The sequence below is a fragment of the Mycobacterium sp. 155 genome (assembly GCF_000373905.1).
In the GTDB taxonomy this organism is placed as follows: domain Bacteria; phylum Actinomycetota; class Actinomycetes; order Mycobacteriales; family Mycobacteriaceae; genus Mycobacterium.
In genome coordinates, this window is sequence record NZ_KB892705.1 from 1,904,448 (window position 1) to 1,917,903 (window position 13,456).

At 65.9% G+C, this 13,456-nt stretch carries 15 protein-coding genes; 9 read left to right on the top strand and 6 right to left on the bottom strand.

Annotated features, from left to right (window positions below; all coding sequences use genetic code 11):
* Positions 1-35: 35 nt before the first annotated feature.
* On the bottom strand, positions 36-782 hold the full coding sequence (locus tag B133_RS0108895; RefSeq protein WP_018600516.1) for a DUF3710 domain-containing protein: 747 nt from the start codon (positions 780-782) through the stop codon (positions 36-38).
* Positions 782-1,246, bottom strand: coding sequence for a dUTP diphosphatase (gene dut / locus B133_RS0108900; protein WP_018600517.1), 465 nt, complete (start codon positions 1,244-1,246; stop codon positions 782-784). The genes B133_RS0108895 and dut overlap by 1 nt, the downstream gene beginning before the upstream one ends.
* A 25-nt stretch (positions 1,247-1,271) precedes the next feature.
* Between dut and B133_RS0108905 the strand changes: the two genes are divergently transcribed.
* Positions 1,272-1,751, top strand: coding sequence for a DUF3093 domain-containing protein (locus tag B133_RS0108905; RefSeq protein WP_018600519.1), 480 nt, complete (start codon positions 1,272-1,274; stop codon positions 1,749-1,751).
* Positions 1,752-1,760: 9 nt separating this feature from the next.
* Here the strand turns inward: B133_RS0108905 and B133_RS0108910 are convergent, their stop codons facing one another.
* Positions 1,761-2,063 carry a DUF4193 domain-containing protein gene (locus tag B133_RS0108910; protein ID WP_018600521.1) on the bottom strand — a complete coding sequence of 101 codons (303 nt, stop codon included), beginning with the start codon at positions 2,061-2,063 and terminating at the stop codon, positions 1,761-1,763.
* A 165-nt stretch (positions 2,064-2,228) separates the two neighbouring features.
* Between B133_RS0108910 and cei the strand changes: the two genes are divergently transcribed.
* Complete coding sequence (cei, locus tag B133_RS0108915) at positions 2,229-2,879, top strand: envelope integrity protein Cei (RefSeq protein WP_018600523.1); 651 nt, start codon at positions 2,229-2,231, stop codon at positions 2,877-2,879.
* Here the strand turns inward: cei and B133_RS0108920 are convergent.
* Entirely contained in the window at positions 2,853-3,707 is an 855-nt protein-coding gene (locus B133_RS0108920) for an inositol monophosphatase family protein (RefSeq protein WP_018600525.1), read from the bottom strand. The two genes, cei and B133_RS0108920, sit on opposite strands and share 27 nt — an antisense overlap.
* 156 nt (positions 3,708-3,863) lie before the next feature.
* Here B133_RS0108920 and ppgK point away from each other — a divergent pair, with 156 nt between their 5' ends.
* The 5 genes from ppgK (at position 3,864) to B133_RS0108945 (ending at position 8,574) form a co-directional block, all read left to right on the top strand.
* Complete coding sequence (ppgK, locus tag B133_RS0108925) at positions 3,864-4,670, top strand: polyphosphate--glucose phosphotransferase (RefSeq protein WP_018600527.1); 807 nt, start codon at positions 3,864-3,866, stop codon at positions 4,668-4,670.
* A gap of 215 nt (positions 4,671-4,885) precedes the next feature.
* Positions 4,886-6,298, top strand: a complete 1,413-nt coding sequence (locus B133_RS0108930) for an RNA polymerase sigma factor (protein WP_026256167.1) — start codon at positions 4,886-4,888, stop codon at positions 6,296-6,298.
* Between the two features lie 147 nt (positions 6,299-6,445).
* On the top strand, positions 6,446-6,883 hold the full coding sequence (locus B133_RS0108935; RefSeq protein WP_018600531.1) for a MarR family winged helix-turn-helix transcriptional regulator: 438 nt from the start codon (positions 6,446-6,448) through the stop codon (positions 6,881-6,883).
* A 58-nt stretch (positions 6,884-6,941) separates the two neighbouring features.
* The gene (locus tag B133_RS0108940) at positions 6,942-7,811 is read left to right on the top strand and encodes an LLM class F420-dependent oxidoreductase (RefSeq protein WP_018600534.1); all 870 of its coding nucleotides are present in this window, start codon (positions 6,942-6,944) and stop codon (positions 7,809-7,811) included.
* A gap of 136 nt (positions 7,812-7,947) precedes the next feature.
* Positions 7,948-8,574, top strand: coding sequence for a response regulator transcription factor (locus tag B133_RS0108945; protein ID WP_018600536.1), 627 nt, complete (start codon positions 7,948-7,950; stop codon positions 8,572-8,574).
* A 164-nt stretch (positions 8,575-8,738) separates the two neighbouring features.
* Here B133_RS0108945 and B133_RS0108950 read toward each other — a convergent pair whose 3' ends face one another.
* The gene (locus B133_RS0108950) at positions 8,739-11,630 is read right to left on the bottom strand and encodes a BTAD domain-containing putative transcriptional regulator (protein ID WP_036418508.1); all 2,892 of its coding nucleotides are present in this window, start codon (positions 11,628-11,630) and stop codon (positions 8,739-8,741) included.
* A 700-nt stretch (positions 11,631-12,330) separates the two neighbouring features.
* On the opposite strand from B133_RS0108950, the gene B133_RS0108955 reads away from it, so the two are divergent.
* The gene (locus B133_RS0108955) at positions 12,331-12,735 is read left to right on the top strand and encodes a RidA family protein (RefSeq protein ID WP_018600540.1); all 405 of its coding nucleotides are present in this window, start codon (positions 12,331-12,333) and stop codon (positions 12,733-12,735) included.
* On the opposite strand, the gene B133_RS0108960 is transcribed toward B133_RS0108955, so the two are convergent.
* A complete protein-coding gene (locus B133_RS0108960) occupies positions 12,687-13,049 on the bottom strand; it encodes a DUF952 domain-containing protein (protein ID WP_018600541.1) in 363 nt (120 codons plus the stop codon). The two genes, B133_RS0108955 and B133_RS0108960, sit on opposite strands and share 49 nt — an antisense overlap.
* A gap of 157 nt (positions 13,050-13,206) precedes the next feature.
* On the opposite strand from B133_RS0108960, the gene B133_RS0108965 reads away from it, so the two are divergent.
* Entirely contained in the window at positions 13,207-13,398 is a 192-nt protein-coding gene (locus B133_RS0108965) for a hypothetical protein (protein ID WP_026256169.1), read from the top strand.
* Positions 13,399-13,456 lie beyond the last annotated feature (58 nt).

Here is a 13,456-nt window from a genome sequence, read left to right on the forward strand (position 1 = left end):
CAGACCTACCCGGCTGTGCCCATTCCCACCCAGACTTACCCGCCCGTGATGGTGCGGAACTGCTGCATGGCCGATCCTTGAGCGCTGCGCCGCGCCACCGGCTCCGGCACCTGTTCCTGGGGCGGAGGCTCCTGCTGTCCAGCCGCAGCCTGAGCAGCGGCTCGCAGTTGGGCCGCCATCGGCTCGGGCAGTTCGATCGCGAGAGGGGTGCGCACCGGCAGCGGTGTCTCGCCGCGGCGAATCACGGTGTCCGCCAATGACGTCCGGGCCTCATCGGCGAGCGCGCCGATGGTGTCCGGAGCACCGTTGACCACGCACCGCACCATCCACCGGTAGCCGTCGATGCCGATGAAGCGCACCACACCGCCGTTGCCCACGCCAACCACCTCGCGGCCCCACGGGCCGTCCTCGACAGCGACCGACGCGGCGTCCTTGCGCAACGAGTCGGTCAGTTCGGCGGCCACTTCGCGCCACAGCCCGGGACTCTTCGGAGCCGCGTAGGCCGCGATGGTGAACCTGCCGTTGGGTGTCACCACCCACACCGCGTTCGGCGCCCCAGCCTCGTTGAGTTCGACCTGAACCTGGCCACCGTCGGGCATCGGGATGAGCACCGACCCCAGGTCGAGCCGGCCCTCGGCCGCCACCGAGGCGTCATCGAAGTCCTCGACGTCGAATGGACCCACGAAGTCGTCGCCGCCGCCGGCCTCGGCCACGGCATCGGCAGCCGAATCCAGCGCCGCATCGCCCGCAGTCTGGTCTTTGTCACGTTTTCCGAATGCCATCACAAACTCGCATGTCCGCCGGAGGAACCGTGGCCACCTGCGCCACGGGAAGTGTCGGCCAGGCCGGCCTCGTCGAACGAGGTCACCTCGACCAGTTCGGGAAGTTCTACCCTCTGCACCAGCAGCTGAGCAATCCGGTCGCCGCGATTGACCACGATAGGAGTCTCAGGGTCGAGGTTGATCAGCGAAACCTTGATCTCACCGCGGTAGCCGGCATCGATGGTGCCCGGAGTATTCACGATCGAAAGTCCCACGCGCGCAGCCAAACCCGAACGGGGATGAACCAACCCCACCATGCCGCGCGGGATGGCCACGGCAACACCGGTGGGCACCAGTGCCCGCTGCCCGGGAGCCAGTCGGACATCCTGCGCGCTGTAGAGATCGACGCCCGCGTCGCCGTCGTGCGCCCGGGCGGGCATCGGGAGATCGCGGTCCAAGCGGACCACCGCCAGAGAGTTGGACACGACGTCACAGATTACTCTGAGCCGCGTGTCAGACACGCGCGCAACCACCCAAACCGTGCGCTATCGCGAACGGTTGTGGGTGCCGTGGTGGTGGACCCTGCCGGCAGCAGTGCTGGCAGTGCTCGTCGCCCTCGAGGTCAACCAGGCAGTTTCCGCACTTCCCAATTGGGTGTCGTTCGTGGTGCTGTTCGGCGTGGCGGGTGCGGTACTCAGCTGGTTCAGCAAGGTCGAACTGCGTGTGATGGGCCAGCCGGGCGGCGCCACAGAACTGTGGATCGGCGGCGCACACCTGCCGACGAGCGTCATCGCACGCACCGCGGAAGTGCCGCGCTCGGCCAAGACGGCGGCATTGGGTCGCCAATTGGACCCGGCCGCCTATGTCGTGCACCGGGCCTGGGTCGGCCCGATGGTGCTGGTGGTACTCGACGACCCGGACGACCCCACCCCGTACTGGCTGATCAGTACCCGGCATCCGGATCGTGTGCTGGCGGCTCTGCAGGACTGAACGCCCCGGTCAGGCGGCGCAGTCCGTGCAGATCATCCTGCCGTCCTTCTCGCTCGCGAGCCGACTACGGTGGTGCACCAGGAAGCAGCTCGAACAGGTGAACTCGTCGGCCTGCTTCGGGACCACACGCACCGACAGCTCTTCGCCGGACAGATCCGCACCCGGCAGTTCGAACGATTCGGCGGACTCAGATTCGTCGACATCGACGACGGCCGATTGCGCCTCGTTACGCCGGGCCTTCAGCTCCTCAAGTGAGTCCTCGGAAACCTCGTCGGTCTCGGTACGCCGCGGCGCGTCGTAATCGGTAGCCATAGCCCTATCCCCTCCCTAAACCTTGCAGCAGAGGTTTGTACCAGCGTCGAACGCTTTACCCAAACGATTCGTGCCCTTATTGCCACATGTTCCACTGTGATTTACATCACACCAAAGCCGTGCCTCCGTCCCTGCGCAGGACGACCTTGGCTTTAGAGTGCAGGGGTGGTTGCACAAATCACCGACGGCACCGCGTTCGATCGACACGGCCGCCCCTTCCGTCGGCGTAACACCCTCCCCGCCATCGTGCTGTTTGCCATCCTGGCAGTGGTGTCGCTGGTCGCGTGGATCATCGCGCTCAATCAGCCCGGCGACGTGCGCGAAGTCACGGCGTGCAATCCCCCACCGCCGGCCACCGATCCCGCGACACCCAAGCTGGGTGAGCAGGTGGCCAGATCGGCGATGATCGACATCGCTCCCGCACCCCTCGCCGACACCAAGATCCGGGTGCTCAACGCCAGCGGGCAGGGCGGCCAGGCGGGTGAGATTGCCGGAGAGCTACGCGATCTGGGCTTCGCTCAGCCAGACGCCGCCAACGATCCGATCTATAACCACACCCGCCTGGAATGCCAGGGCCAGATCCGGTTCGGCCAGTCGGGCCGGACGGCCGCTGCGGCGGTCTGGCTGGTGGCGCCGTGCACCGAACTGTTCCAGGACGAAAGGCAGGACGCCACAGTCGATCTGGCGTTGGGCACCGAGTTCGGCGAACTGGCCAGCAGCGACGACATCAACGCTGTGCTGGCCAGCCTGCGTCCCGACGCCACCGGGCCCGCCGATTCGACGCTACTGTCAAAAATCCATACCGGCGCCTGCTAGGGCGTCGCGCAGCGCGGTGGCGACACCTGGCGCCGCGGCACCCACCTGACCCGCACCCGAATTGGTCGGCAACCACACCGTGGCGCCGGCTTCCGCCGCGATCAACGCCCCAGCCGCCCAATCCCACACGTGCACGCCCTCTTCGTAGTAGGCATCGAGCTGACCGGCGGCCACCATGCACAGGTCCAGTGCGCAGGAGCCGAGTCGACGTATGTCCCGCACCGCGGGCAGAAGCTGCGCCAGCACCGCGGCCTGCCGGCGCCGCCGCTCCGGGAGGTAGCCGAAGCCGGTACCCACCAACGCCATGCCCAGTTCGTCGACGGCAGTACACCGAAGCGGCGTGCTGACCCCATCGCGCAGGACTGCGGCACCTCCACCGAGGGCTGCCGAGTACACCGTTTCGGTAGCGACGTTGGCCACGGCACCCGCCACTGATCGCCCGTCCAGCTGAGCCGCGACGGACACCGCGTAAGCCGCGATGCCGTAGACGAAGTTCACCGTGCCGTCAATCGGGTCGATCACCCAGCGCAGCCCGTCGCTGCCGCCGCGGCCGCCCTCTTCTTCACCGAGCACTTCGTCCCCGGGGCGAAGCACGGCAAGCCGCTCACGCAACCACCGTTCGGTCTCGGTGTCGACGATCGTCACGGGATCGGTCGGCGAGCTCTTGGAGCGCACGGTGCGCACGTCGCCGTCCGCTTGGTCGGCGCTGTCCGGGCCCCGCTCTCCGAATACCTCGACGCGACGGCGTCGGACGAATTCGGCGGCCTCGGTCGCCAGCTGTTCGGCTACGCCCCGAAGGACTACCGGATCGATGTTGTTGTCGGTCACACACCTATCGCAACATCTTTCGACGAAAAAGTCGCTCGCGGGATAGCAGACCGCCCGCGAGAGCGCTGGTGAACAACTAGGGTGAGGCGCGTCGCCTTTTGCCGGCCCGTCCTGCTGCACATCGGCCTGCAACGTCTGTCCCGCAGAGGAGCACTTATGACCGTATCCGATACTCCCCCCGTCGAACCGGCCATCGACACGCCGCAGCGCCGCGGTTTCGGCGTCGACGTGGGCGGTAGCGGAGTCAAGGGCGGCATCGTGGATCTCGACACTGGCCAATTGATCGGCGAGCGGTTCAAGCTCGACACCCCGCAGCCTTCGACACCGGAAGCGGTCGCCAAGACCGTCGCCGCGGTGGTCCGGGAATTCGGCTGGACCGGCAGCCTCGGGGTCACCTACCCCGGTGTGGTCACCAACGGCGTCGTTCGCACCGCGGCCAACGTCGACAAGGGCTGGATCGGGGTCAATGCCGCAGAGGTCATCAGCGCCGAGCTCGGCGGCCAGCACGTCACGGTGCTCAACGACGCCGACGCGGCCGGCCTCGCCGAAGAACAGTACGGTGCGGGCAAGGACAAGACCGGCGTGATCGTGCTGCTGACCTTCGGCACCGGTATCGGCTCTGCGGTAATCCACAACGGTGTGCTGTTGCCCAACACCGAGTTTGGCCACCTGGAAGTCGGTGGCAAGGAAGCCGAGCACCGGGCCGCCTCGTCGGTCAAGGAGCGCAAGGACTGGAGCTACCGACGCTGGACCGAAGAGGTCACCGAGGTGCTGACCGTCATCGAAAACGCCATCTGGCCGGATCTGTTCATCGCCGGCGGCGGCATCAGCCGCAAGGCCGACAAGTGGATACCGCTGCTGAAGAACCGCACCCCGGTGGTTGCTGCGACACTGCAGAACAGCGCGGGAATCGTCGGCGCCGCGATGGCCGCAGTCGCGGATGTCACAGCTACCGGCCGGTAGCTGTGCGTTCCACGGTCGGTTACCGGCAGTTCACCATGCCAAAATTTGCCGCTCGGCACGGTGTACCCACACACTGTCGTTACAATGGTCGTCGGCGGCCGCGTACCGAATAGCGGCGAATATCCCAGCCGATACCAACGCCAACATTCGACAGCCGACGCTTTCGGTGGTGTATGCCCATGCCCACCGGATTACGCAAGACCGAAAGGGTGTACGTGGCAGCGACAAAGGCAAGCCCGGCGACCGACGAGCCGGTGAAGCGCACCGCTACCAAGACCCCCGCCAAGAAGGCCCCGGCCAAGCGGGCGGCGAAAGCTCCTGCGGCCAAGGCCGCTGCCAAGAAGGCCCCGGCCAAGCAGGCAGCGAAGGGTGCCGCGACCAAGCCCGAGGACATCACCGACGACCTCGAGACCACCGACGATCTCGAAGCTGAGCCCGGCGACGACCTCGATGTCGAGGACACGGATCTGGAACTCGACGACCTTGACACTGACGAAGATACGGTCGAGGACGAAGACGACGAGGAATCCGACGAGGCCGACGGGGAAGAGGCCGCCGCCGCGCCTGCAGCCAAGCCCGCTCAGACCGCCGCCACCGAAGACGAGGTGGAAGAGCCTTCGGAGAAGGACAAGGCATCCGGGGACTTCGTCTGGGACGAGGAGGAGTCCGAGGCACTGCGGCAGGCCCGCAAAGATGCCGAGCTGACAGCCTCGGCTGACTCGGTGCGTGCCTACCTCAAGCAGATCGGCAAGGTGGCACTGCTCAACGCCGAAGAAGAGGTCGAGCTGGCCAAGCGCATCGAGGCCGGCCTGTTCGCCACCCAGAAGATGTCTGAGTTCGCCGAGAAGGGTGAGAAGCTCACCACCCAGGTGCGCCGCGACTACCAGTGGATCTGTCGCGACGGCGACCGCGCCAAAAACCACCTGCTGGAGGCGAACCTGCGTCTGGTGGTCTCGCTGGCCAAGCGCTACACCGGTCGCGGCATGGCTTTCCTCGACCTGATCCAGGAAGGCAACCTCGGCCTGATCCGTGCGGTCGAGAAGTTCGACTACACCAAGGGCTACAAGTTCTCCACCTACGCCACCTGGTGGATCCGCCAGGCCATCACCCGTGCCATGGCCGACCAAGCCCGCACCATCCGTATCCCGGTGCACATGGTCGAGGTGATCAACAAGCTCGGCCGGATCCAGCGCGAGCTTCTGCAGGACCTGGGCCGCGAACCCACGCCCGAAGAGCTGGCCAAGGAAATGGACATCACGCCGGAGAAGGTGCTGGAGATCCAGCAGTACGCGCGTGAGCCGATCTCGCTGGACCAGACCATCGGTGACGAAGGTGATTCGCAGCTCGGTGATTTCATCGAGGACTCCGAAGCCGTGGTGGCCGTCGACGCCGTCTCGTTCACCCTGCTGCAGGATCAGCTGCAGTCCGTATTGGAGACGCTTTCCGAGCGTGAGGCCGGTGTGGTCCGGCTGCGATTCGGCCTCACCGACGGCCAGCCGCGCACGCTCGACGAGATCGGCCAGGTCTACGGCGTGACGCGCGAGCGTATCCGCCAGATCGAGTCGAAGACGATGAGCAAGCTGCGCCACCCCAGCCGTTCCCAGGTATTGCGCGACTACCTGGACTGAACGACGTCGACACCACGGCGGATCGGAGCTATTCCGATCCGCCGTTGTCGTTTTTGAGCCGCTTCCTCAATCACCTTGTCGCCCCGGGGCTTCGCACGACCATCAACCTAGATTGATAACCCAGATTGATAAATTTAGGTTGGCAATATGGCGGAGCCCGCGACCACTGAACACGTGGCCGCCGCGCTGTTCGGCGGCATCGCGCTGATAACCCGTCGGGTCCGGCAATTGCGGGCGCCCGGGGATTTGACCCTGCCCGAACGGGCCGCGCTCGAGCGCCTGGACCGCGGCGGCCCCACATCGGCGGCCGATCTGGCCCGGATCGAGCAGATCAGCCCCCAGGCGATGGGCGTCACCCTCGGCACGCTGCAGTCCCGAGGCTTCGTGCGACGCACGCCCGATCCGCGCGACGCCCGTCGGCAGATCATGTCGCTCACCGCGCAGGGGTCCGAAATCCTGCAGCACAAGCGCGATGCCCGGGTCCGCCATTTCGCCCAGATCCTCACCGAGCAGTTCTCGGCCGACGAGTTGCAGACCCTCGCGGCAGCACTACCGCTGCTCGAACGACTGGGCGAACACATCTGAGGCCACGCCTGCTGCGCGGTCGTCAGTAGATCACCAAACCAGAAAGGACACGATCCACATGGAGTTGGGAATTCACTACATCGACTTCCTGCCGGGTGCACCCGAGAAGTTGGGCCCGACGCTGGCCCAGACCGCCGTCGCAGCCGAACAGGCCGGCGCCACCATGTTCACCCTGGCCGACCACTTCTTCCAGATGGAGCAACTCGGCAATGCCCACGACCCGTTCCTCGAGGGCTACACCTCGATGGGTTTCCTTGCCGCGCATACGAAGACGATCACGCTGAGCATGCTCGTCACGGGCGTCACCTACCGGTATCCCGGCATTCTCGCGAAGACCATCACGACTCTCGACATACTTTCCCAAGGCCGTACAACGCTGTCGATCGGCGCCGCCTGGTACGACCGGGAGCATCACGCGCTTGGCGTGCCCTACCCGCCTCTGCGGGAGCGATTCGAGATGGTCGAGGAGACCCTGCAGATCTGCGCACAGATGTGGAGCGACAACGACGGCCCGTACCGCGGGAAGCACTACACCCTGGCCGAGACGATCTGCGAGCCCCAGCCGATCCGGCGCCCGCCGGTACTCATCGGCGGTGACGGCGAGAAGAAGACCTTGCGCCTGGTGGCCCAGTACGCCGACATCTGGAACAGCACCAAGGGCGCATCACTCAAGCACAAAAGCGAAGTGCTGCAGCGGCATTGCGACGACGTCGGACGCGATTGCCGCGAGATCCGCAAAACCCTAGGCCTCGGTCCGGACACCGACCCGTTCGCCGACCCGGCCGAGTTCATGCGTGCCATGGAGTCCTACGCCGAGTTGGGCGTCGAGATGGTCAACATCCCGGTGTTCCCGGGCAACCCCGACCCGGTCGGATTTGTGAACCGGCTCGGCGACGAGGTCGTACCCAAGCTGGCGCTACTGAGCTGACCGCGCTGCCCTTCCGGCGGCGCGCTGAGCTGCTCGTTGAGCATTTGTTGAGGAATGCGTCTGCACTGTTGAGCCGCCGTTGATGCCCGTCCGGATACTCGTTGGCAACTGTCCGCCCGCCCGAAGGGGAATCGCCATGCAGCGCCGAGTATCCACCTACGTCTACGCCGACGACCCGATCCTGCAGGCCGGCGTGATCAGCCAATTGCGCATGCGTCCCGAGATCGACGTCGTCGAATCCGGCAATCTCGACGGTGTCGAGGTAGGAATCGCGGTGGCCGACACACTCGATGACGAGACCATCCGCATCCTCCGCTCGTTGAAGAAGGCCGGCGTCGCACACACTGTTCTGGTGATGAGCGCCATCGACGACAGCACTGTCGTGACCGCCGCAGAGGTCGGTGTCAGCGGGCTGCTCCGGCGCGGTGAGGCGACACCGGACCTGCTGGTGCGCACCATCCACAAGGTGGCTGCCGGCGACGGCGTCATCCCCTCGGATCTGCTCGGCCACCTGCTGGGGCAGGTGGGCCAGCTGCAACGCCAGGTGCTGTCGCCGCGCGGGCTGAGCTTCACCGGGTTGTCCGACCGGGAGGTTCAGGTGCTGCGATTGATCGCCGACGGCCATGACACCAACGAGATCGCCCGACAGTTGTGCTACAGCCAGCGCACCGTGAAGAACGTCCTGCACGACGTCACCACCCGCCTGCAGTTACGCAATCGCTCACATGCTGTTGCCTATGCGGTACGCGAAGGGCTCATCTGATTCTTGCCCTGCGCACGGATGGTGCCCTCACACCGTGATCTGCTGTGCCGCAGGGCAGTTGGCGTGAGCTTGGTGGTGTCGCCGGTCGACGCGCTCGGCCCGGCCATCAACACTTCATCAAGGAAACCCCGACACCTTGTGGTTTTGGCCACGGCGCGAGCCGGCTACATGGCAACCAGGTCAGCCTGCAGGCGAGCGTGCTCGCGGCGCATCAGCTCGGCCGAGCTGTGATCGCCCAGCGATTTATGCAATTCGGCGAGCACCACCCAGGCTGTGTCCTGGTACGGCTCTAGCTGCACCGAGCGTTGCGCCATCGCCAGTGCCTGCTCGAACTCGTCGAGGCTCTGGTGATCAGCTGCCAGCGCCGCGGCGGCGGCCGCGGCCGCACGCTGCAACCGGTCACGTTCAGTGTCGAGGTACGACGAGCCCGAGATTTCCGGCAGCAACTCGCCGGTGTAGAGGCTCATCGCCTCGTGCCGTGCGGCCATCCGGCCGTGCAGATCGCCCCGCGCCGACGCGGCAGTGGCTCGGTCCAGCGCATCGGTGAAATCGCATACATCGACCGTGGACCGCTCGTCCAACTCCAACCGATACGACTCGCCGTGTCGACCGATGACCAGATCAGTCTGACCAAACATCGTCCGTACGCTCGAGACCGCCACTTGCAATCGATGGCAGGCGACCGCATGGTCGACGCCCGGCCACAGGATGTCCTCCAGGAGTTCTCGGTGGTGGTCATGCCTCGGCGCTGCCGACAGGATCTGCAGAACCCACCGCGCTTGGGGTCGCAACTGGCCCAGCGCCATGACCTCACCGTCGATCGCGATGCGGTATTCGCCGAAGCAGGTGATCGCCACCGGCGGCAGACTCGCCTCGACCACCTCGACGGCCGTGGCCATCGCACCGCGTGGGGCGCAGGTGTCGCCGCGACACAGCAGCGGCACCCCGCAGGCCTCGGCCAGCGGGCCGGTCTCGACTGTCTCGGGCACAGTCTGAATCGACGCCGCCTGCAGCAGACCGAGCGCAATCGCGTACGCACCGCGTGCCCGCAACATCTGGCTGATTGTCACCAGTTCCCGGGCCACCGGCACTGTCGGGGCGCGCACCGTCGACACCAATCGACACCACAGCTGCAGCACCGGGGCACCGAGTTCCCCGAACAGCGTGTGTGCAGTATCCAGTTCGTCGGTTCCGTCCTGACCCACCTGGTTCTTGGCCAGCCCGACCGCGAAGAGCAGCAGACCCGCACCCCAGCGGTCTCCCACCTGCTCGGCCGCGGCGATGATGTCCGAGCAACTCTCCAAGCGCCACAACGCGTCCCGTGACACGATCAATGAAATCTGCTCCAAGCCGTGGCAGAGCCGGGAAATCCAGGGCAGTCCCTCATTTTCGGCCGCCACCGCTATGGTGCTGAACCGCGAGGACAGGTCCGGCGCGGCACCGTCGAAGAGGTCGAGGGCGGCCACCACCAGGTCGGCACCGACCGCGGCCAGCGCATCGACAGGTCCCTCGGTCGAAACCATCCCGTCGATCGACTCCAGAATCCCCCGGGCCGTGCTGAGCTCACCCGCGGCGACCGCGGCAATCCCGCACATCAACTGCTCGCGGGCATCGACATACCTTTGCCTGCCGGCGACATCGGGCAAGCGGAGCAGGGCTTGCCGCAACGCTCCGCTCCAGTGATGCGCCAGCGTCGCCGGGCACCGGCCCGCAGGCTCGGCGGACAGCCAGGCCGAGACCACATCGACCTCATCACAACACATCTGCTGATAATTCAGCTCGTCGCAAAGAGTCCGGGCGTGCCGATACGCCTCGACCGCCCGGGCCAGCTCACCCGCCCTAACCAGTCGTCGGGCATGAGCCAACGCCAGCCACGGATCGTGCTGCCAGGTGCTGACCGGCAGGAGGTGGGCATCGTCAAGCGCGGTGGCATCGACGTGCTGCCCACCGGTGTACTGCACCAACCGCGACACCGCGGACCAGTCCCCAGCCTTGGCAAAAACTCTTGCTGCCGAACGGATCTCGCCGAGCGATTCCAGAACACTCGCGCTCTTGCGATAGCAGTCCCTGGCAGCGGCGGCGCCGTACTGCTCGACCAGAGCCAACTCCAGGTGAGATTGCAGCACTTCGTGATAACGGAAGTAGATACCGCCGTCGTCGGTGAAGGTGAACAGCTGGGCGCTTTCCAGCTCCTCGAGGATGCGATGGCTTCCGTTGATCCCGAGCAAGGCATCGCAGGCCATGCCGGACAACCGTCCGAGAGTGCAAGTCCGCAGCAGGAAGTCCCTGCGCTCCGCGGGCAGTTCGGCCAGGACCTTGCAAGTCAGGTACGACCGCACCAGTTTTGACCGCCCGCCGAGATCGGCGACAGCTTGATGGCGTTCGGCTGCAGTGCGCCCTACGGTGGCGAGGTGGAACAGCTGCAGCCCGGCGGCCCACCCACCGGTGCGGCGGGTCAGCGTGGCCGCAGCCTCCGGACGCAACGGCTCGTGGTACACCGAGGCAAACAATTCCTCGACCTCCCAGGAGCGGAAACGCAAGTCGTCACTTGCCGTTTCAGAGATCGACCCCGACACCCGGATCCGGGAGATGTTGATCTCGGGCATCCGGCGCGATCCGCAGATCAGTTGAAGCCCGCGCGGTCGCAGCGAGATGAACTGCTCCAATGCCCGTTCCGCGGGAGTGTCGGCGATCTCGTGAACGTCGTCGAGGATGAGCACACCGCACACGGTGGCCCCCCTATCCAGAGCAGCCAGCAGTTCAGCCATCGAACCGGCATCATTAGTGTCGGCCACGACCGACAGCGCGGCGGCCAGGTGCGCGACCATCCGACTCTCGGTCGAATCATCAGAGGTAATCCGGTACCACCCCACCGGCCGGGTCGATGCGGCGGCCACGTGCGCCAACAGTGTCGTCTTCCCAGAGCCGGCGGGTGCGACGACGAGGTCGACATCTGTTTGCGGGCCGGACAGCAGCGGCGCTTCCAACCGGGTCCGGACCAGACCTGAAACCTCGGGCATCCGCAGCTTTTCCTGTAGTACAACGCGTTCAGTCACGATTGCCCATCCATCGGTCCGAACAATCGGCGCTTGCCGCCGGATCGAGTTTCATCTTTACCGGTGATCCTCGCTCCCGTTTCCCGTGCCTCACCTGCAGCGAGCATATGACCGGGCCCGGGCCGAGCGATCGAGTAATGCACTACTCGAATTTCGTGCGGAGGCATTGCCGGGGCCGCTGCCCTTGGGGCCGGCCGGCTCGGCACCGAATCGTCCAGGTTGCGTCAAATCTGCTGGGCTGCGGTGCGCGGCCGACGACGGCTGGACTGCTGGCCTGACTATGAAATATGTTATGAGCCAATGACATCCGGCAACATCACCGCCTGCGACAGGCGCTTACGATGGACATCGGCGATGAGACGTTGGTGGCCAAAGGCATGGAGGCCGCATATCGCCGTCGACATGGCAGCGGCCACAATACTTTTCGAGGAACGCGGCGAAGTGGCGATACCCCGACATATCACCGCGCTCCCCCGGCACTGACGTGATTTCGAAGTGCTCCAGTGGAGTGCCTGCACCCAGCCGTGGCACCACAGGCGTGACCTTCACATCCGACTTCGGGCCGCGAGGCATGAAGCCGGGAGCCACGCTGTGGCCCGACAACGACCCCGCGACAGCTTCACGGTGCGGGTACTGCGCCGGCCTGGCCCGCGGGCGCCGCGGGTGATCTGCCGGTGCGGGTTCCGGCTACGCTGACGGCATGTCGCAGCCGCGTATCAACATCAGCTCCGGATCCGAGTTCGAGGACATCGTCGGATACTCCCGCGCCGTCCGGATCGGCGGTCACGTCGCGATCTCCGGCACCACCGGCGCCGGGGACGACGTCGCCGCCCAGACCCGCGACGCACTGGCCCGCATCGAACAGGCCCTGCGCGACGCCGGAGCCAGCCTCGCCGACGTGGTGCGCACCCGGGTGTTCGTCACTGACATCAGCCGATGGCGAGATGTCGCGGCAGCCCACGCCGAGGTATTCGGAAACATCCGTCCGGTCACGACGATGGTCGAGGTTTCGGCGCTCATCGCACCGGAACTACTCGTCGAGATCGAGACCGACGCCTACATCGCCGGAAGTGGCGAAAAGCTGCCGTCGGAGGCCGGCAGGTAGGCAGCGGTGGCCGTCACAGCCGCGGCGGGCAGTGGCCCGTACAGATGTGGGAACAGCATGGCTTCGGGATCGGACGGAACGCCGGGCTCCCAGCGCACCGGCGCTGTCAGCTCTGCGGCGTCGATATAGAGCAGCACCAGGTCGGTACGGCCGGCATAGAGCCGGTTGGCGGGCAGATGTACCTGCTCAGGGGCCGAGAGATGAACGAAGCCCTGGGCGTCCAACGAAGGCGGCCGGTGCTCGCCGGACGCTTGGGCGCCCTGCCACTCCCGGGCACTGCACAGGTGGACCAGCACGGCCGGCGACGGATGCATGCCGCCAGCTTGCCGGTCGAGCAATTCACAGCCAAGTGAGACACGACACACCGGTAAACCCCTAGGGAACAACGCCGGAACCGAAAACGTCTGAGACAGTAGAGACACGCAACCCGGCGCCATTGCCGGGATGCGCAGAGCAGAAGACGGAGGAGCCATGAACGCAACTCTGACCACCCCGGAGCTAACCAGAGCCCATCGTTGCGACCGCTGCGGTGCTGCCGCACGAGTGCGCGCGACCCTGCCGTCGGGCAGCGAGCTTCTCTTCTGCCAGCATCACGCCAACGAGCACGAGGCCAAGCTGGTAGAGCTGGCCGCCGTCATCGAAGTGAGCCCGGTCGAGGCATAAGCACAGCTGAGCAACACCCGCCTAGGCAGGAGCACGCCTCGTCCGTAATGCTGGTCTG